At 37.3% G+C, this 20,645-nt stretch carries 21 protein-coding genes, 1 tRNA gene and 1 pseudogene; 20 read left to right on the top strand and 3 right to left on the bottom strand.

Annotation, left to right across the window (positions count from 1 at the left end; all coding sequences use genetic code 11):
- The first annotated feature begins 133 nt into the window (after window positions 1-133).
- Window positions 134-1,258 (top strand): glycosyl hydrolase family 28-related protein, encoded by a 1,125-nt coding sequence (locus tag DHU68_RS03005; RefSeq protein ID WP_108821462.1) that lies wholly within the window; start codon window positions 134-136, stop codon window positions 1,256-1,258.
- Window positions 1,259-1,313: 55 nt separating this feature from the next.
- On the opposite strand, the gene ahcY is transcribed toward DHU68_RS03005, so the two are convergent.
- The gene (gene ahcY / locus DHU68_RS03000; RefSeq protein WP_108821461.1) at window positions 1,314-2,732 is read right to left on the bottom strand and encodes an adenosylhomocysteinase; all 1,419 of its coding nucleotides are present in this window, start codon (window positions 2,730-2,732) and stop codon (window positions 1,314-1,316) included.
- 20 nt (window positions 2,733-2,752) lie between these two features.
- Entirely contained in the window at window positions 2,753-3,838 is a 1,086-nt protein-coding gene (locus DHU68_RS02995; RefSeq protein WP_108821460.1) for a mannose-1-phosphate guanylyltransferase, read from the bottom strand.
- 151 nt (window positions 3,839-3,989) lie between these two features.
- On the opposite strand from DHU68_RS02995, the gene DHU68_RS02990 reads away from it, so the two are divergent.
- Window positions 3,990-4,073: transfer RNA gene (locus DHU68_RS02990), tRNA-Leu, on the top strand.
- Here the strand turns inward: DHU68_RS02990 and DHU68_RS02985 are convergent.
- A complete protein-coding gene (locus DHU68_RS02985) occupies window positions 4,039-5,481 on the bottom strand; it encodes a recombinase family protein (protein WP_255412440.1) in 1,443 nt (480 codons plus the stop codon). The genes DHU68_RS02990 and DHU68_RS02985 overlap by 35 nt on opposite strands.
- Before the next feature lie 295 nt (window positions 5,482-5,776).
- Here DHU68_RS02985 and DHU68_RS14325 point away from each other — a divergent pair.
- The 18 genes and pseudogenes from DHU68_RS14325 to DHU68_RS02905 form a co-directional block, all read left to right on the top strand.
- Window positions 5,777-6,064: pseudogene (locus DHU68_RS14325) on the top strand (recombinase family protein); the annotation flags it as partial.
- Entirely contained in the window at window positions 6,053-6,928 is an 876-nt protein-coding gene (locus DHU68_RS02980; RefSeq protein ID WP_369831331.1) for a recombinase family protein, read from the top strand. The pseudogene DHU68_RS14325 and the gene DHU68_RS02980, both read left to right, overlap by 12 nt.
- A 409-nt stretch (window positions 6,929-7,337) precedes the next feature.
- Window positions 7,338-8,615, top strand: coding sequence for a tyrosine-type recombinase/integrase (locus DHU68_RS02970; protein WP_108821457.1), 1,278 nt, complete (start codon window positions 7,338-7,340; stop codon window positions 8,613-8,615).
- A gap of 350 nt (window positions 8,616-8,965) precedes the next feature.
- Window positions 8,966-9,229: a helix-turn-helix domain-containing protein gene (locus tag DHU68_RS14430; protein WP_108821456.1), complete on the top strand. Its 264-nt coding sequence runs from the start codon at window positions 8,966-8,968 to the stop codon at window positions 9,227-9,229.
- Window positions 9,226-10,353, top strand: coding sequence for an AAA family ATPase (locus DHU68_RS02960; RefSeq protein WP_108821455.1), 1,128 nt, complete (start codon window positions 9,226-9,228; stop codon window positions 10,351-10,353). The genes DHU68_RS14430 and DHU68_RS02960 overlap by 4 nt, the downstream gene beginning before the upstream one ends.
- Window positions 10,354-10,455: 102 nt before the next feature.
- Entirely contained in the window at window positions 10,456-11,475 is a 1,020-nt protein-coding gene (locus tag DHU68_RS02955) for a BT4734/BF3469 family protein (RefSeq protein ID WP_108821454.1), read from the top strand.
- Between the two features lie 125 nt (window positions 11,476-11,600).
- Window positions 11,601-11,759 carry a helix-turn-helix domain-containing protein gene (locus DHU68_RS14425; RefSeq protein ID WP_108821453.1) on the top strand — a complete coding sequence of 53 codons (159 nt, stop codon included), beginning with the start codon at window positions 11,601-11,603 and terminating at the stop codon, window positions 11,757-11,759.
- On the top strand, window positions 11,756-12,007 hold the full coding sequence (locus DHU68_RS02945; protein ID WP_108821452.1) for a hypothetical protein: 252 nt from the start codon (window positions 11,756-11,758) through the stop codon (window positions 12,005-12,007). Before DHU68_RS14425 ends, DHU68_RS02945 begins: the two co-directional genes overlap by 4 nt.
- Window positions 11,997-12,167 (top strand): hypothetical protein, encoded by a 171-nt coding sequence (locus tag DHU68_RS14140; RefSeq protein ID WP_160111063.1) that lies wholly within the window; start codon window positions 11,997-11,999, stop codon window positions 12,165-12,167. Before DHU68_RS02945 ends, DHU68_RS14140 begins: the two co-directional genes overlap by 11 nt.
- Window positions 12,145-12,834 carry a hypothetical protein gene (locus DHU68_RS02940; protein ID WP_160111062.1) on the top strand — a complete coding sequence of 230 codons (690 nt, stop codon included), beginning with the start codon at window positions 12,145-12,147 and terminating at the stop codon, window positions 12,832-12,834. Before DHU68_RS14140 ends, DHU68_RS02940 begins: the two co-directional genes overlap by 23 nt.
- Before the next feature lie 97 nt (window positions 12,835-12,931).
- Window positions 12,932-13,405, top strand: coding sequence for a hypothetical protein (locus tag DHU68_RS02935; protein WP_108821450.1), 474 nt, complete (start codon window positions 12,932-12,934; stop codon window positions 13,403-13,405).
- Entirely contained in the window at window positions 13,402-13,566 is a 165-nt protein-coding gene (locus DHU68_RS14135) for a hypothetical protein (protein WP_160111061.1), read from the top strand. Before DHU68_RS02935 ends, DHU68_RS14135 begins: the two co-directional genes overlap by 4 nt.
- Before the next feature lies 1 nt (window position 13,567).
- Window positions 13,568-13,933 (top strand): hypothetical protein, encoded by a 366-nt coding sequence (locus DHU68_RS02930; RefSeq protein WP_108821449.1) that lies wholly within the window; start codon window positions 13,568-13,570, stop codon window positions 13,931-13,933.
- Between the two features lie 365 nt (window positions 13,934-14,298).
- Window positions 14,299-14,700: a hypothetical protein gene (locus tag DHU68_RS02925; protein WP_108821448.1), complete on the top strand. Its 402-nt coding sequence runs from the start codon at window positions 14,299-14,301 to the stop codon at window positions 14,698-14,700.
- A 16-nt stretch (window positions 14,701-14,716) separates the two neighbouring features.
- Window positions 14,717-15,985 carry a DUF3575 domain-containing protein gene (locus DHU68_RS02920; protein WP_108821447.1) on the top strand — a complete coding sequence of 423 codons (1,269 nt, stop codon included), beginning with the start codon at window positions 14,717-14,719 and terminating at the stop codon, window positions 15,983-15,985.
- Window positions 15,982-17,043, top strand: coding sequence for a DUF6562 domain-containing protein (locus tag DHU68_RS02915; protein ID WP_108821446.1), 1,062 nt, complete (start codon window positions 15,982-15,984; stop codon window positions 17,041-17,043). The genes DHU68_RS02920 and DHU68_RS02915 overlap by 4 nt, the downstream gene beginning before the upstream one ends.
- 180 nt (window positions 17,044-17,223) lie before the next feature.
- Window positions 17,224-17,877 carry a hypothetical protein gene (locus DHU68_RS02910; protein WP_160111060.1) on the top strand — a complete coding sequence of 218 codons (654 nt, stop codon included), beginning with the start codon at window positions 17,224-17,226 and terminating at the stop codon, window positions 17,875-17,877.
- Window positions 17,878-18,145: 268 nt separating this feature from the next.
- Window positions 18,146-20,563, top strand: coding sequence for a DUF6562 domain-containing protein (locus DHU68_RS02905; RefSeq protein WP_108821444.1), 2,418 nt, complete (start codon window positions 18,146-18,148; stop codon window positions 20,561-20,563).
- Window positions 20,564-20,645: the final 82 nt, after the last annotated feature.

Raw genomic sequence — 20,645 nt, 5'->3', positions numbered from 1 at the left:
GATTTATGCTAAAATGATTTAATTATATGATTTTACAAAGCCAATAAAATGGAAGATGTTTAAAAAAAACATCTTCCATCAGTATATTTGGATATATAATTGTATAATCAAGTATTATTAAATCTAATTGAATATGAAAATATTAAAAACAATATTTGTATTCATATCCGCCATCCTTTCAACTGGCTGTTTCAATTCTTCTACACCAACTATAGAAGATAAAATAGAAGCCTTTTATTTCAATGTGAAAAAATATGGAGCAAAAGGGGATGGTTTTACCGACGATACTCAAGCCATACAAAAAGCAATAAATGTAGCAGCAAAGGACGGAGGAACTGTATTTTTCCCAAAGGGCATATACAACATCTCAGGTCCCATAATTGATTCGGTGAACGGATATGAGTGTATGTCTCAACTATACATTCCTCATGTAGCAATAGACAACTCCAAGAATATCATTTTCAGAGGAGAATTTGCTCCTGAGTTTGAAATGCAAGCTATTACCTATATGAATCCTTCTCGAAATGGGGCAATTCTTTATTCATCTCTCATTTCCGATAATCCTCAACATGCTGTTATTGCTATGCAAAAAGGACCTGAAGGAGATTGGACTCAATGGAATTATTTAACCCCAAGTTTTAAAGATATTGGCATTAGAACTTGCACTATGACAGATTCAATTCCTCTCATAAATAGCTTAAACGCTATTAATTTAAGTCTAGCGACAAAATGTCTTTTAGACAATGTTCTTATTGATACCAACTGCCCCCTAAGCGTTTCAATCAACCCTGAACCTGCAAAGAGCATTGGTCTTATTACCCCTAGAGTCAATAACCATGCATTAATTTCCATTGGGTTAGTCAGGGTATCCGGGTATGCGTGCGGTATAAAGTTCAGTGAACATTTTGTAGGAAAAGACGTCCAAGTTGTGGGTTGCCACATAGGGATGTTATCAGAATCTTGCCACCACAGCAGTTCAATTCAAACTCTAGAAATAGAATGTTGTAATTATCCGATTGTCTTTGATGCTGGGCACAATCTTTTTGTAGCTAATTATAACACCGAACACTTTACTGAAGATAAGTGGTTTAAAATCAAACAAGATATAACCTTTAAGGGAGAATATTATTATCCTGCAAAAATCGTCATAGGACTCTGTCATCCAGTTGTCTCTTATATCGGATATGATTTCAATTCTTTTAGCACCAATGATTGGAGTCGAGTTGTTCTTCTTGAGAAAATATCAACTAAGCTATAATACAAGAAGGGCAGAGATCGATCTCTGCCCTTTTACCCCTATATAAAGAAAGACATTAATATCTGTAATGTTCTGGTTTGAAAGGCCCCTCTACCGGCACTCCTAAATAATCGGCTTGCTCTTGAGTCAACTTACTCAACTTCACACCTATTCTCTCTAGATGCAGACGAGCAACTTCTTCATCTAAATGCTTAGGCAAACGGTATACACCAACAGCATAATCGCGTTCCCATAACTCTATCTGAGCCAATGTCTGATTTGTAAATGAATTACTCATCACAAATGAAGGGTGACCTGTCGCGCATCCTAGATTTACTAAACGACCTTCTGCCAACAAGAAGATAGCATGCCCATCAGGGAAGATATATTTATCTACCTGAGGCTTGATGTTCACATGTTGAATACTTGGGAAATTTACCAGTTTTTCAACCTGAATCTCATTATCAAAGTGACCAATATTACACACGATCGCTTGATCTTTCATCCGGGCCATATGCTCTATTGTGATAATATCTTTATTACCTGTAGTAGTAACGAAAATATTTCCTTCCTTAACAGCTTCTTCCATTGTTGTTACTTCAAAACCTTCCATCGCTGCTTGCAAAGCACAGATTGGGTCTATTTCCGTAACAATTACTCTTGCTCCGTACGAACGCATCGAATGTGCACAACCCTTACCCACGTCTCCGTATCCGGCAATAACTGCAACTTTACCTGCAATCATCACATCGGTTGCACGTTTGATTCCATCAGCCAAAGACTCGCGACAACCATACAAGTTATCAAACTTAGATTTAGTAACCGAATCATTTACATTTATGGCAGGGATTAACAATTCTCCACGTTCCATCATCTGATACAAACGATGAACACCTGTAGTTGTCTCTTCCGAAACTCCCTTCCACTCTGCTACTGTACGATGCCAGCGATTATTATCTTCTTTCAAGATACGAGAAATGGTATCTAATATCACTTGCTCTTCGTGACTAGAAGCTTTCTTATCTAAGAAATTGGCATCCTCTTCTGCTTTATACCCCCAATGAATAAGCAAAGTAGCATCTCCACCATCATCTACAATCAGATTTGGACCTTTTCCCCCAGGAAAAGAAAGAGCTTGCTCTGTACACCACCAATATTCTTCCAGGGTTTCGCCCTTCCACGCGAAAACAGGAATACCCGAAGCGGCAATAGCTGCTGCTGCATGATCTTGCGTAGAAAAAATATTACAGCTACACCAACGTATATCTGCTCCTAGTTCTTTCAGTGTTTCTATCAATACTGCTGTCTGGATCGTCATATGTAAAGACCCCATTATACGAGCACCCTTCAACGGTTTCGAATTTCCGTATTTTTCACGAAGTGCCATTAGTCCTGGCATTTCGTGTTCTGCTATTTCGATCTCTTTTCTACCAAAATCAGCTAAACTTATATCTGCTACCAAATAAGGTAGATTGGGTTTTAATTCTTTTGACATCAATTTATTATTATTTCTATTTAAATATATTTTTCTCCGTATTTCAGTTTCACGTCTGTGACAAACTGTTTAATACGTTGCTCTTCATCCTTCTTACAAACAAGAAGAACTCCGTCTGCCTCTGCGACGATATAACCTTCCAACCCCTGTATAACAGCTAGCTTTCCGGTAGGAAGTGTTACTATATTTTCTGAACTATCAAAAAACATAGATTCTGAAATGAGGGAAGCATTTGCATCTTGATCTTTATCTGATATTTCATACAAAGACCCCCAAGTTCCTAAGTCTGACCAGCCAAAATCTGCTGCCTGCACATATACATTCGAAGCTTTTTCCATTATGCCATAATCAATAGAGATATTAGGACAGAATGGGAAATTTTCGTCAATAAAGGCTTTTTCTTTATCCGTTCCAAAAGCATCTTTGCCAATATCGAAACGATTTGTGATCTCAGGAAGATGATCACGAAAAGCTTTAAGGATTGTTTTATTATTCCAAATGAAGATTCCTGAGTTCCACAAGAACTCTTCGCTTTCATAAAACACCTTTGCCAGTTCAATATTTGGTTTTTCGGTAAAGACTTTAACCTTAGTTATTCCATCTAGTTTTTCTTCACTCATCTGAATATATCCATAGCCTGTTTCAGGTCGGCTAGGACGGATACCAAGAGTTAATAAGGTGTCATGCTTCTCTACAAAAGCCAAAGATTTCTCTATGATAGACAAAAACTCATTTTCTTTCAATATCAAATGATCGGAAGGAGCAACAACAATATTCGCATTCGGGTTGAACGAATTTATGTGATATGTAGCAAATGCAATACATGGCGCTGTATTTCTACGCATCGGCTCCAATAAAATTTGGTTTGGAGACAATTCAGGCAAAGCCTCAGCCACCATTCCAGCATATTCATTATTTGTGACAATAAATATATTTTCAACTGGTAAGATCTTCTTAAATCGATCAACAGTCATCTGCAAAAGAGAACGACCTGTTCCGAAGAAGTCTAAGAATTGCTTTGGACGAGCTTCACGACTAAAAGGCCAAAAGCGGCTACCTATACCGCCACTCATTATCACACAATAATTGTTGTTTGTATTATCCATATCTATTTATTTTATGCAAAGTTACATCATACTAATATACAAACAAAAAAAAAACAGACAATAGCAATAAGAAATAAGTATCGCTTTTTTTGAAAAAATTAAGCAAGTCTTTTTGATATATAAAAAATATGTGTACTTTTGCACCTCACAAGCCCAGATGGCGGAATCGGTAGACGCGCTGGTCTCAAACACCAGTGGATTCACTTCCATGCCGGTTCGATCCCGGCTCTGGGTACTAAGTGGGAAAAACTCGAATTATTTGAGTTTTTCCCATTTTTATTTCCCCGCAATTCGTTGGTTTGCTGATATATTAAATCTAAAACTTTATTCAAAGAATTGGTTCGATATGCTTTTCCATCAAATACAACTTTTTCGGGAAAAATTGAACTTATCAGCTTACATTTCACCTCTACTTTAGCATCTCGAATATAGTAATCCATATTGTTTATCAGGTCAATAGAGTATGTTAGTTTAGGTTCGATATTTGCACGGTTAGGGTTTTCAAGAATATCTATCTTTTCTTCAAGTGTAGATATGTTTTTGTTGTACCTTTCTTTTGCATTATGGTAGGTTTCCTTATCTATTTCACCATCTAAATATTTATCTTCGAGATTATACAAACGTTCTTTTATCTTTATCTTCTCACCTTCATGCCCTTCTATTTGTTTTTGGATATCTTGCTTGCCGTCTTGTCTAATATCCTTTAAAACCTCTTTATATAGCCTTAAAATAGGCTCGTTTGGTTTTAAAGAGGATAGGTATTTAGCAAACAATTCATTTGCTTCTTCTGCTCTACATCTAAAATGTTTAGCATCACTACTACAGTTGTAATAAGTATATTTGCCACCATTGCCTGAACTTATTGCTCCTGTAATTGATTTACCGCAAATAGGACAACATATATATTTTCTTAGGAATAAATCAGGATTTTTTTTTAGATAGCTTTGGAGACCCTTTCTTTTACCATCTATAACCTCTTGTACCTTCTCGAAAGTTATTTTATCTATGATTGCATCATGTCTTCCATCTACATAATATTCAGGAACACCTTTGTATTCAGGAACACGTACCTTTCCCATATAGAATTGGTTTCTTAGCATATCCATGAATGAGTTTTTATTGATTTTCCAATTATGCTTTCTTTCGACCAACTTTCTTATATAGTTTGGGGTTTGAGTTCCTTTTGCAACTTCTGAAAACACCCATTGTATTATTGGTGCTTTTTCATTGTCTATTTCTACGTACTTATTATAGTCATCAATTTTTATATTCTTATACCCTCGTGATGCTTTATTTGAGCATTTACCTTCTGACAAAGCTTGATTGATACCATCCCTTGTTCCAATACTCCTTTTATCATTATCTACTTCTGCCATCGCCAAATACATCGCCAAAAGCATTTTTGACTCAGGTACAGAATAGTCCACATATTGCTCTGCTGCATTCACCTCAATATCTAGGCTCTTAAAATAATCAAGATTCGTATAGGCCAATCTCTGACATCGAGAGTATCTGTCCCACCTCAATACCATTATTAAATCAACTTTTCGCTTATTAGATTTACAGTATTTCATTACTTCATTGATTTTGGGGCGGTGCTTAAAATCCTTACCACTTGCATCTTCTCTATAAACATCAACAATATTATAACCGTTTTTCCTACAGTATTCTCTTAATGTTTTTCTTGAAAGTCTAAACTTCCACCTTTAGCTTGTTCATCACTACTAACTCTACAATATATTACTACATTCATATTTTCTTAATTTAATTCATTATTTTTCAAATGAAGAAATTAAAGAAATAAGAGAAAAACTATATGAGTTGGCACATATAGAATTAAATATAAGAGAAAATAAATTAATAAGCTATGAAAAATATTGTGGGTTTAAGAATTATAATATTCTAAAACATTATGAGTAAGACTACTCAGCTAAGACCTTTGTTAAAAGAAAGGTGTATCAAGAAATGAAGCAATATATAAAAACTAATCACAAGAAGATTGATGCTTTACTATTTGTGAAGTGGGATAGATTTTCAAGAAATCTAGAGTTTGCTTTGACTGAAATGCGGTCTTTAGCATCATTGGATATTGAAGTGGAATGTATGGAACAACCATTAGATTTAAGTGTCCCCGAAAATTTGGCTATTCTTGCAACATATCTTGCATTTCCTGAGATAGAGAATAAGAAAATATCAAAACGAGTAAAAGATGGAATGGTCACAGCAGCACAACAGGGATGTTATATGGGGTCAAGTCCCATTGGATATACAAATGGTCGTGATTTATTAGAGAATGCAGTATTGCAACCAAATGAAAGAGCTGACGAGATAAAAATGCTATTCAAAGAAATGACTACAGGAACAAAGTCAGTAAAACAGGTAAAAGAATATCTAAAAATAAAAGAAAGTACTTCTACATGCCAAAGGATACTTAGAAATAAAGTCTATATAGGTCAGGTTAAAGTGCCTGAATATGAAAACACACCTGAATATTGGGTAAAGGGACTGCATGAACCGCTTATAGATGAAGCCACATTTTATAGAGTGCAAGATGTTCTAGATAAAAGAATAGTAAAAACTAATCCCAAATATAGTAAAAAGCGAAATGAACTATATCTTAGAGATTTTCTTAAGTGTCCTATTTGTGGCAACAAACTATCAGGAAGTGCATGTAAAGGAAATGGTGGAGTGTATCACTACTACTATTGCCAAAGTGCAGGGCATATTTCAATCAGAGCAGAAGAAGCACATAATGAGTTTATAAAGATGTTATGCACATTTAAGCCTAAACAACAGGTTGCAGATTTGTATGCAGAGATATTGAAGGATGTATCAAAGGAACGTAAAGGTGGTTTTAAAGTAAAAGCAAAGTCCATATCACCGCAAATAGAAAATCTAGAAACTAAACTCATCACATTGCAAGATAAATGGCTTGAGGGAAAAACAAACGATGGAGATTACCATGCAATGAAAGAACGTATAGAAAAACAGATGCTAGAATTAAAGCTTGAACAAGAACAAATACTATCCATAGATACCAACTTTGATAGTAAATTAGATTTTGGGGTTGAATCTACTGTCAAACCTTGACAAGTTCTTTGATTTAATGGATATTGAAACTAAATATTATTTGATTGGTTTGATATTTCCTGAAAAACTGCAATTTCAAGAAAATAAATATCAAACCACGAAAATCAATGAATTTGTAAATACAATCCTTTGTGACAATGCGGGATACAGGGAGAAAATAAAACGACTGACTTCCATTTCTGAAAGTCAGTCACATTTCGTGATCCTGCTGGGACTCAAACTATATTGTTTTGTATTGTAAACCTTCGTCCACCTATGTACGTGTAAATGACTTATAACCCACAAATATAAGAATAATGCGTAAATTATTGTAAACCTATGTAAAATTTTACAGCCACAAAATAACCACAAACAAAATATTACATTATCTTTGTCATATCAATTAATTCATATTAAAATTTTCCTTGTTATGGCAACAGTTAATTTTTTATTAAGATCAACAAAAAAAGAAGCCTCTATAAATGTAAATATATTAGGCAGTAATTGGCGTGTCAGGCTTTCCACCGGTGTAAAAATTCCTACCGATATATGGAACACCAAAAAAGGTTGGTTTACTTCATACTACAATAAACCACAAGCCGAGACGGTCAGATATGACATATTGAAAAGCCAATTAGAGGAAATAAAAAATAACATAGAATTACACTTAGCTAAATACGGAAAAATAGAGGATGAAGATGTTAGAATAATAATATCGCAGGCTAAAACTAAAAAAGTATCAAAAGCCAATATCCCAACACGGATGCACGAATATCTGCCCTTTCTCATGGAGCAAATGAAAACAGGAATAAGAAAGACCGATCGAGGGACAAACTATAGTCATGGCACGTTAAAGAATTGGAAATCATTTTCAGGTAATTGGAACGAGTTTCAAGAAGAAGTATATAATAGAAAATTAACCTTTACGGAGGTGGATAATGATGTTTACAGCCGATTTGTAGACTATCTCACGATTGAGAAAAATTTCACCTCAGAGACATTGAAAACACGTATATCTACACTTAAAGCATTCTTAAACTATGCATGTGAAGACAAGGTGCATGACAATAGAGACTTTATCAAATTTTCGAAGAACTTTCCAACTGCAAAAGGTAAAAGACCGTATTTAGATAGGCAGGAATTGGATGCCTTATATAATTTAGAGTTATCCGATGATATGTTATTAAAAGTGCGTGATATATTCTTGATCGGCTGTTATACGGCACAACGTGTCTCAGATTATAACCGAATAACCAAAGAGGATATTGTTACATTGAAGAATGGGAAATTAGCACTATGGATTTATCAGCAAAAGACCAAAAAAGAAGTTGAAGTTCCATTTATAGACGGGGATAAAGCTACTGCAATATTAGAGCGATGGAATTATGATCTACCAAAACTAGGGAGCAATTCCGATGTTCTTATAAATAGACACATTAAGACCATTTGCCGTATGGCTGGCATAGTAGAGCCATTTACAACTGAAACCGTGAGAGGGGGTAAAATTATTAAAGAAACTACAGAGAAATGCAATCTCATAACAACACACACGGCAAGAAGATCGGCATTGACTATATTATATCGTACAGGGAAATTTACAACAAGCGAGCTGATGTACTATTCGGGACATACGAGCGAGAAAACATTCAGGAGGTATATTTGTCTTTCGGATAATGAGCAAGCAATAATGATTTCGGAAAAACTTTAAAATAAGATAGTTATGGGAGTAAATGGGAAAAATTCAAAAATGTTGAAAACTTTATTTGACAAGTATTGCACAGTATGGAAATTTTTATTATACTTGTACTTATGTGGACATGCGAAAAAGGGCACCACTCTACCAAAGTTTTGCTCTTCTTCGTTGTTTCATTAATTAACGTGTAGCCAAGAGAGGCTATCTTGAAATATATCCGCTTTAGTAAAGGCAAAAAAACGGATACAAAAAGAATGCTATCACTAACACTTCTATTTCAGAAACAAATATACAACCTATATTTTAATCTGCAATATAAAAAGTGTTAAATCTTATATGTATAAGTTGTAATATACTGATAAGTAGTGTCTTTTTATTTTCAAAACCTCTCTGAAGCTGCTTTTTATTCACTGCTTAAAAAAAATGAATATGGCAGAAAAAAACTACTTACAGTCAAAGAAGTATGTGCGATCTATCGCATTAGTAGAACAACTTTATCCGAATACCGAAAGAGCGGTAAAGTTACAGCTATCCACTTATGGGGTGGAAAACACATTCGTTTCAATGAAGAAACATTAGCGAGGGAGATTGAAGTATTAACAGGAAAAACACAAACACAAACAGCATGATGCAAAACACAACAAGCCCCGCAGGGATTGCAGGGCAAAAGGTAATTAATGTAGATGGGGATATGTTATTGAGTATGAATAAATGTAGTGATTTTGAGGCAGATAGGCAAGTGATGAAAGGTTTGTTTGATCTGGAAAATGCCCCAAATAACATAACCGATGAAGAGCCTAACGATAAAGGTGATGTGCTTACTCTTAATAAGGAGTTTTACACCGCATCTGAACTTCTTAACATGGGAATAACCGAAATACCCATGTTGGTTGATGGATTGATACACAAAGTAGGCTTAGCAGCTATTGCGGGGAGTTCTGACACTGGAAAAAGTACATTCCTTAGAAATCTATGTTTAAATGTATGTGCGGGCAATGATGAGTTTCTAGGCTTTAAATTAAATACAGAGCATAAATCTGCAATATATGTAAGCACAGAGGATGACGGCTATGCCACGGCTATATCTCCAAAGAAACAAAACAAAAGATTAGGAATAAGCCCTGAAAAAGCGGATAATTTACGATTTGTATTTGATAGCTATAATCTTATCAGCAAGCTTGAGGCTATGCTATCTGATAAAAGAGCGGACATTATCGTTATAGATGCCTTTAGTGATATTTACGACGGAGGAATAAACGACGTTAACCAAGTGCGATGTTTTTTAGATACCTACTATCGGTTAGCAAATAAATACAAGTGTTTGGTAATGTTCCTACATCATTGCGGGAAACACACAGACGATAAGATACCAAGTAAGCACAATCTTATCGGTTCACAAGGATTTGAAGGGAAAATGCGACTAGTTTTGGAATTGCGTAATGATTTGGCTGATACAAATTACAAACATCTATGTTGCGTAAAAGGTAACTATCTTCCTGCTGACTCCAAAAATGAATCTTACAAGTTAAAATTTACCGAAGACCTCACCTTTGAATATACCGGCGAAAGAGTTCCATTTGGGCATCTAAAAAAGAATGATGACGACGACTCTGACAGGCAGAAATATGAACTAGTAAAGCAATTACAGACGGACGGCAAATCTACAAGAGAGATAGCTGAAATAATTGGGTACAAGAGTGCTGGTAGTGTTTCTAAATTGATTCAGAGGATGGAAACAAAAGAGAGTGCTTAGGAAACACTTAACATGTTGATACTCTGAAAGTATAACTATGTTTCCCTGTTTCCTGACCCTAGTGTCAGGAAACGAGGAAACACTTTAAAAAAGTAGATTTATATGAGATATTTAGATAAGATAGTTTCCGTTTATTGGAATTGTAAAGATACGAAAGGTGTAGATGCTTCGATCAGAGCTTTTTTACAATCAGTCAAACATAAAGAGACAGTAGAAAAGATCAGACAAGCCGACAGCAAAGAAGAACGCACCAAATTAAAAGAAACGTTACCCGCTATAACTATATCGGGAAGATTCAGCGAGCGTGCATCAAACAAACTAATAGAGCATAGCGGTCTAATCTGCATAGATGTGGACGGCTCGGACAATCCACATATAACGGATTGGGAGTATTTCAAAAAATTAGTAGCTAAGTTTTCGGAGGTTCTTTATTGCTCACTATCTGTGAGTGGCAACGGAGTATTCTGTATAGTTCCAATTAAATACCCGAGTAAGCACAAAGAGCACTATAAAGCATTTGCACAATATTTTAAAAGGTACGATATTTTTGTAGATGAAAAATGCTCGAACACAGACCGTTTGCGGTATTACTCCTATGATGCTAGCCCTTACATTAATGAGAACGCAAAAGTGTACACAAGGCTTTATAATGAGCCTATAAGGGAGTATAAAACAGGCATCAATCACACCTTTAGTGAAGATTATTTGCCTCTGGAGATATGTGTTGAGAAATGCGAAAAACAAGGCATCGACATCACAAGTGATGAGGGAGACTGGTATAAAATCGCTAGTGCGTTGGCTAGTGAAATGGGCGAATCTGGTAGATCATATTTTCACAGACTTAGTGCGTTATATCCTAACTACAAACAGAGTGAAACAGACAGTAAGTATGATTATTGTTTAAGGCATGGGAAAACGGCTTTTGAGTGGCTTTTCACGCACTTTGGCGATTATGGAATAACTTATGCAGATGAGGTGAAAGAACGCAGAAGAAGTGAGCAGAGAGAGATAGAACAACCTCCTAAGGTGCTTACTCAAAAAGAAAAGGATTTGCAAGCAATGGAACAACTTAACCCTGCATTAACTGAACTGATAAAAACATTTGACTTAACCTTAGTTTAGTACTAAAATCCTCTATTGTGCAATTTAAGGAAATAAGGTATATTTAAGTATAATCATAGAGGTATTAAACCCGATGTATAGCAGTTAATCTGTTGTATGTCGGGTTTCTCTTTAACACAAATAACATGGAATACTTAACTACAAAAGAGGTCTGTAAAAGACTAAAAATCACAAAACGAACCCTTTACACGTGGGTTAATAATGGCAAGATTAAGAGGTATAAGGCGGGTAATAGGTCTTTATATCGAGTTGAGGATGTGAACAGCTTAATACAACCCGCATGAGTACAGTCTACCTCAAAGATGTTGAATCGTCTGCGGTCTTAGAAGCCCAGCGAGATCGAGAGCGATTAGATGAATTAGGCATCAAATCACCTGATATTTCTAAGATGTATAAGTTGAAAATAGATAGCCAAACTATGTTCTATTTCGGCAACAAACAGAAAAGGGAAGCATTTATTTCTAAATACTACAATAGACGAAAAAAGATATTTGAATTTGAAAAAGATAAAAATATAAATGATGATGAATAGCAATAACACTTTCGCTGAATATAAGGAGCGCAAACAAAGAGAAGGCAAACTACCAATGATCAATGATGCTGAATTGTCACCAGAAGAAATAGTTAAAAGGAAATACAATGAATACAAACAAAAAAAACGCAGAGAAAATGAAAAACAAGATCACATTTAAAAGAGTTGAATTACCACAACAATGGATAGATGAAGCAAAGAGGTCATCTTACAGAGAGAGGCTTACAGATATTGAAACTAAGCTAAATAACGACGTAAAGGAACAGATAGAGACTGAAGGACTTGAATTTAGCTTAACCCTTGTAAATAAGATTAGAGGCTCAAAGGACGCTATTAGAGTCGAAATGAATAAGGCTTATCTTGATTATACTAAGACTTTGAAGTTTATTCCAAAAGCAGAAATGCAACGAGTAAAGCAATCATTTGATGATATAGCCAACAGACTAGAAAATATCAATATCTGGCTGTTTAATCAATTACAGTCTATCCCGATTAGATTGGTTGAGGTTAAAAATCGTATAATATTCGATTTAAAAGAAGTAGAACAACATATCGAAACTATCGGAATCAGAACCTTCACAGACACAGATAGAGAGTATGTGAAGCTATTGAATGAAGCAACAGAAACACTTGTAAAGGTCAGAAACTTTGAGATCGAAAACGGCTTTGCAGAATACAGTACTAAAGCACAGCATGTTATCCCTAGCTTAATGAATGGAATCGAACCTCTGTTTGTTGCTTGCGGATTGAGTACAGACTCGAAACAGGGAATTGTGAACTTGCAGTATATCATAAATAATACACACCGCATATTAGTAGATCAATAGCAATCGTATAGGTGGGGGTGATCCCATTTTCACCTCCTCCTATATCGCCATTTCTACTGAGAAATAGATTTTTTACTAAAACCTATATTAACACGACATGACCGAAAAAGAAACACTTATATCTAAACTATCCGACTTAGAGAAGTTTGCCTTGATAGGCTATATCTATACCAATGATCGACTTAATGCGTACCTAGCCAGTAGAGGCAAAAAACTCACAGCCAACAAAAGCAGTCTAAATGTGCAGTCTAGTAGGTGGATCAATAGCCCTGATGTTCAAGCTTTTTTAGACGTAGAAAGAGCAAGAAGGTTCACAGCTATAGAACAAAGTACGGCTGAATCAGATACACGCAGCAAGGATGATGTTATTCGAGAGTTGAATCTATTAGCTAATCAAGAAACTGAGCCTAGAAGGAAGTCAGAGATATTGATGAAACTTGCAGACCTTCAGCAGATGAAAAAGCAAGATGAAGAAACAGAAGAATCTAAAGTCAGCTTCTACAGACCGCTAAAATGCAGTGAGTGTGTACTATATCAAAAAGCTAAAAACGAATTAAATAAAAAGAAATGAGTAAGAACTATTTTGAAGCAGCTCTGGACTTTTCAGAGGATTATAAGCCGGTTAAATATTGGGAAAACGAAGAAATAGAGATGATATGGTTTACACGTAGGCAGTTAAATCAATTTATAAAACACATAGTAGAATCCGAAAAAACTAAAACAGAAAAATAATATGAGAATATTAGACGAAAAAATATATCATGGCCTTAAGATGGAAGTCTCAGAACTTGACGACAGCACTATAGTTTTATTGATTAATGGTGAGCAAAAAGAAACCTTATCCGAAATAAGGCAGCCTGTAGTATTGAGAAGTTCTTTCATTGCTCAGAGAAAGATAGCAGATTGTCCTTGCGAGGAGTGTAAGTGGCTAGTAGAAAATGAGGACGGTTCTGTAGGTGTCAGAGTAGAAAGACTTTCGGAAGATGGTATTCCCTTAAAATCACTAGACGCACTTACTTATGCCTATGGAGGAGGAGTCCAGATTTGCGAAAATATGGATGATCTTAACCCTATTTGGCGAAAAGTAGCAACAGTCTAGACCTTAGCGTTTTTAGTTTGTAGGTGCTATCTGTAATAGGTAGCACCTTTTTTGCTATACACACGCTTTAATGATCAATACTAAAAGAACAATGATTACAAGTCCTTTCCATGCTCCTTTGAGGAATGCTGCTAATAATTTATCCATGATTATTTTTTTATGATAAATATTCTATTTAATTTCAGGGTGTTATAACTAAAACTCTAAATTATGAAAAAATTAATTCTCTTAGCGTTCCTTTTTCTTGGATATTTGTCTATTAATGCTCAAAAAATAAAATAGATGAGGTTGATAAATTTACAAAAGAAAGAATAGTCGAGACTTCTTTTGAAAAGATAGTATCAGACAAGAATGTTCTAAATAAAATGAGTGGAGCTAATAGTGGGCAGTTGCATAAGAATATTTGGCTCGCTTTTCGTAAGGTCGGTGATATCGATCTCCTAAGAATAAAATGGAGCACTAATAAGATTTTGTCTTTATCAAGCAATGCAGATATTATTTTTTTAGATGAAGAAGGAAATACATACACATTTAAAAATACGGAATATACCATGGCAGGAAAAGGAGAAGGAACTATCGGTTTTGTTGGGTCAGCGATATATGGATTAGATATCTATATGACAGGTGACGTTTCAGCTCTTAAAGATAAGATTATTACTGATATGAGAATACATACAACTGATGGATATATTGATTTTACAATAAGTAAAAAAGCCTCTGATAAAATAAATAAACTATGTTCCCTGTTCTCTTCCAAAGAGAAGTGACCTCAAAATAACAATTATGCACATTAAGAAATATTGTATAACACTGATTCTCTTACTGTTTGGTGTGGGTGTTGCACATTCGCAAGAGAGCCGCACGGAAATCTGTGTCGATTTCCGTGTGAACAGTACTGTCATAGATTCCGCATACTCGGACAATGCCGCCCGTATGCAGGAAATCATCGAGTTCCTACGGAATATCCGTCAGGACAGTACAATCAACATCGTGGAAATATCCTTCTGTGGAGCGGCATCCCCCGAAGGCAGTGACCAACTCAACCGCAAGCTGGCACGAGGTCGCCTTACCGCACTCGAAAGACTTGTCCGCAAGGAGGTGGATATTCCCGACAGCCTCATTACCCGTAATGACAGCTACATTCCGTGGGATTATCTGAAATCACAGATTGAGGATTCGGGATTGATACATAAGGATGAAGTAATCTCCATATTGGAGGAAGAATCCCTATTGGTGGATTATCATCATCCGAATACCCATATTGACAACCGCATCGTAAAGTTGAAGCAGTTGGATAACGGTAAGGTGTGGCAGCAGATGAACAAACTCTTCTTCGGGCGTATGCGAAATGCCTGTGCCGTATTCGTAACATACAAGCAGGAACTTCCACCCGTTCAGGAGCCTGTGATTGTACCCGATACCATTAAGGAGGAGCCAATTGTTGAAGTCGTTGAAATCAAACCAGACACAACGTCAATTGTGGCCCCCGTTGTTCCCGATGTGGAGGAATGGACTCATAAACTACATATCAAGACCAATGCCATCGGCTTGGGAATGGGCATTGCCAATGTTGCAGCAGAAATCGACTTGGCAAAGCACTGGTCGTTCACATTGCCCGTTTATTATTCGGCTTGGGACTATTTCAAGACCACCATCAAGTTCAGAACATTCAGCGTACAGCCCGAGTTCCGCTATTGGCTATCGGAAAACAACGACGGCTTCTTTGCAGGAGCACATTTCGGACTGGCATCTTACAATTTCTCCTTTGACGGCGACTACCGCTACCAGGACCACAACCGTAAGACACCGTCCATCGGAGGTGGTGTGAGTGTCGGCTATCGCTTGCCTGTCAGCAGGAACAACCGTTGGTGGATGGAGTTCTCATTCGGTGCAGGTGTCTATTCCCGTCATTATGACAAGTTCCACAATACACCTATTACAAAGGACGGATTGATGATTGAGAGCATCAAGAAGACCTATTGGGGTATAGACCAAGCTGCGGTATCGTTCTCATATTCGTTTGACCTAAAGAAGAAAGGAGGCAAGCGATGAGAAAGATTCTATACCTTATTATATGTATGCCTCTGTTGCTGTTCTCAGCCTGTGATGTCCACGAATGGCCAGAAACACCGGAGTTTGTGAAAATGCATCTTCGCCTCAATTATGAAACGGATATGACCGAATGGGAGCATATCTACGATGGCACATCGGTCATCGAGCAAGGCTTGGGTGACACATACGACAACCATCAGGACTACGGTAAGATACGCTACATCGTCCGCACCTATCCCGTATCGGATAAACAACGCACGATGCAGGACTATACGCAGGAGTTCGTGTTCACAAAGAACATTGCCGAAGGTTACGACCACGAAGTGACGCTTGATGTACTGCCGGGTAACTACAATGTGATGGTGTGTTCTGACTTGGTGAAGACAAGCGGTGATACCCATTTCCACAATGCCGACAATTTCGCTGAGATTATGTTGCAGGGCGACCACAAGGGAAATACTGACCATCGTGACGCTTTCAGAGGCACGAACAGCATTGAACTCGTAGCGGATGATATAGAGCGTCTGCCCGACACGCTCAGTGTTGCGATGCAACGACCTCTTGCCAAGTTCGAATTCGTCACTAACGATGTGGTGGAGTTCATCGACAAGGAAGCAACCCGTATTGCCTCCAAAGCCAACGCCAACAAGTCGGCATCGGCAGATGACACCCCGACAAGAGCCGTAAATATCGAGGATTACAAGGTGGTGTTCTACTATGTAGGATTTATGCCACACGCATACAGTATGTACACTGACAAGCCCGTGGATTCATCTACGGGAGTGATGTTCGAGTCCACCTTGCAGAGACTTTCCGATACGGAAACCTCGATAGGTTTTGACTATGTGTTTGTGAACGGCAAGAAGTCGGCTGTGACGGTACAGATTGGCATTTACGACAATGAGGGAACACAGCTCTCCCTGACCGAGCCGATAGAAGTGCCGTTGAAGCGAAGCCACCATACCATCATGACGGGTATGTTCCTGATGTCGGAAGCATCGGGAGGTGTAACCATCAATCCCGACTTTGACGGAGACCATAACCTGATTTTCCCCTAACAGCAAAGAACAATGAAGAATCTACTGCATAACATACAGATATTGATGATGCTTGCCCTTACGGTGGTGGGCATACAGTCCTGTTCCGATGACTTACAGGAAACGGGCGATGTAGAAGTAAACTTTACCGCAACGCTGCCGACTGACACCCGTACACGCTCTTTCGGCAAGGCAGAACAGGTGAATACCCTTGTGGTGGGTGTGTTCAACACCCAAAAGGAGGAACTTGAGAGAAAGGAGTTTGCCATTAACGGCACTTCTGTAAATATCACCCTTGCATTGGCTCAGAATCAGACATACAGTTTTATCTTTTGGGCGTATAACAGCAATCGGAACATCTACGACATAGATGATCTGACCGCTATCAAGATGAACACTCTGCCAAATCCGATAACATTCTCCAAGGCAGAAGCATCAGATGCATTCTTTGCGACAAAAGAAGATATTATCATAACAGGAAGCAGCAGTTACTCCATTGAACTTGTCCGCCCGTTGGCTCAAATCAATGTGGGAACTATGGGAAAAGTGATGCAGGCATCATTTACGGCAAAGTCCGCTCCCGACACATTCCACCCATTTACCAATACTGTAAGCGGAACAGTTGATTTCACTTGGAATTTCAGCAACACCACCACCGAAACATTCTCGGCTGATGGTACAGCATATAATTATCTCGCTATGGGCTATCTGTTTGCTTCGACAACAGCGATGCAGATTGTAGCGGAATTGACATTGACCGATGATGAACAAACATCAAAGACAGTGGTGTTCCCACAGGTTGAGATTGAAGCCAACCAACGAAGCAACATAGCAGGAGGATTTACAGTGGAATAAGAGAATTTCAAAATATGTATAACCCTAATAACAAGTTAAAAAGCCGAACAAGAGACAGAAAACCAACTAACAGTCACAAAGGGATGGAGCTATTCCAAGACCTTTCATTCTGCAACTCGCAGGATACGACAGATTGATGATGAATCCCCGTTCTGAATAAGTGGAACAGCCCTCGACAATGGTTTCGGCAATCCGAGTGAATGCGGAAAACATTAAAAACAAGAAATTAAAGTAAAACTATTTTGTATAATAATTAAAATTTTCAGAAATGAACAAGAAATTATTGTTAGGTATGTTCGCAGCAGCCGGTATGCTGTTCGCAACATCGTGTTCGAATGACGAACAGGATGTAGTTCAGTCAGGGAATGAGGCTCAGGTGACGTTCTCGCTTGCAGCCGAAGGTGGTTTCGCTACCCGTGCCATCAGTGGTGGTATCGCTACCCGTGCCATCAGTGACGGTACAGGTGCAAAGAAGTTGGTATATGCAGTTTATAATGCCAGTGGTGAACTCATTGAAACAATTGCAAATACAGATGTAAATGGACAGATTGTTAATAATAGTGCTTTCGAAAATGGTCTTACTGAAAAAGTAGCCATTACCTTAGCTAAAGGTCAGCAATATACAGTAGCATTTTGGGCTCAGAATCCAAACTGTACAGCTTACGACACAGAAGAATTGACAAATGTAACTATTGATTATAACGGCCTTAATAACGATGAAACTCGTGATGCATTCTTCAAAGCCGAAACATTTACTGTTACAGGTAATACTGAAATTGATGTTGTATTGAAACGTCCTTTTGCTCAGATTAACGTAGGTGTTTACCAGACAGATTGGGATGCAGCTAAGGCTTCAGGAATTGAGATAGAAAAATCAATGGTAACTATTAAAAATGCTGCAACATCTATCAATTTGCTTACAGGTGAAGTTGGAGGAGAACAAAATGTCGAGTATGGTTTTGATATTATTCCTGCACAGTTCGCAACTCCTGAAACATTGAATGTTGATTTTGATAAGGACGGCACAAAGGAGAATTATGTTTACCTCTCAATGAGTTACATACTGGCCAATGATAAAACTACAGGTTACGACAAGGCTACGTTGGAAAAATTGGATTTCACTTTTGCTCCTAAAAGTGGTAATTCTATCAACTTTAGCGAAGGTCTTAACGCTGTTCCCGTTCAGCGTAACTGGCGTACTAACATTATTGGTAAGATTTTGACAGGTAATGTTACATTCAATATCACAATCGACCCGATTTATGATGGTGAATACAATAATGGTGGTGTAAAAGCAAATAATACATATTACGAAACGATAGAAGCTGCTATTAATGCGGGCGCAACAGAAATCGAATTGGCTGCAGGTTTGTGGAAGATGCCTTCTGTAAGTGATAAGACTTTGAAAATTTCTGGTGTAAACAAAGATGCGAAGATTGACTTGTCAGATGGCGTAGCTCTTCATAATACATCTGTTGATTTCAGAAATGTTACCATCATGAAAGAGAATGAAGACTACGTTGGATTCCCGCACGCAAATGTCTTAAATTACACCGATTGCGTTTTTGAAAACGTATATTGGGCTTATGGCATTGAAGAAACATTCACCAATTGCGTCTTCAATCAAGAATCGAACGATAACTATAACGTATGGACATACGGAGCCAAAACAGCCACATTTACAAACTGCATGTTCAATTCAGCAGGTAGATCCGTTTTGGTATACAAAGAAAATGGTTCAGAATGGTATACGGTAAACTTTAAAGATTGTGTATTCAAGGCAACAGAACCCGTAACAGGTAAGGCTGCCATTGAAATTGATTCCAATTTGAATCCTTACAACGTGAACATTGAAAACTGTACAGCAAGCGGCTTTGATGCAGGCAGTGAAAGCGGTAATATTCTATACAACCTAAAAAATGGTGAACTTGGTAAAAATTGCAAAATCACTATCAATGGCAATTATATTGCTTCAAGCGAAGAAGGTATTACAAATGCAATTTCTGATGGAGCGACTAAAATAAAATTGACACGAGGTGAATATGTAATACCATCATCAGCAAAAGGAAAGACTCTGACATTTATAGGTACAGGTAATCCTGAAGATGTAAAAGTCGCTGTAACTGGTGGTTCTGGTTATGAAAATAGTGACTACAGCTTGGATGGTTCTACAGTCACTTTCGAAAGCATTACTATAACAACAAACAGCTCAACTTATATTGGCTATGCTCGTTGCAACGGTACTTACAAGAATTGTGTTATCAATGGTACATACACACTTTATGGTGACAGCAAGTTTGAGAACTGTACTTTTAATGTGTCTGGCGATGTTTACAATATTTGGACTTGGGGAGCAAAAAAGATAGAATTTGACAGATGTAAATTTAACTCAGATGGTAAAGCACTCCTTCTTTACCAAGAAGGAGCTAACACTGTCAATTTGACTGTGAAAAGTTGCATTTTCAACGATAAGGGAGGTTTGACAAGCAAGAAAGCCGCTATTGAAATAGGTGATGCTCCATATGGCAATACTCCAACATACAATGTAATAGTCTCTGGAACAACTGTTAATGGTTATGAGATTAATAACGAGGGTATCAATACAGGAACTACTCTTTGGGGAAATAAAAATTCAATGCCAGCAGAAAGATTGAATGTAACAGTTGATGGTGTAAAGGTTTATTAAAGCAATTATTATGTTCTACACCCTTTATTCGGTTGTAGAACTATAATGAAATTCTATCATCCCTTTGATAGATATATACACA

Source organism: Dysgonomonas sp. Marseille-P4361 (assembly GCF_900343125.1).
GTDB lineage: Bacteria > Bacteroidota > Bacteroidia > Bacteroidales > Dysgonomonadaceae > Dysgonomonas.
This window is presented reverse-complemented; position numbering and strand designations above follow the sequence as displayed.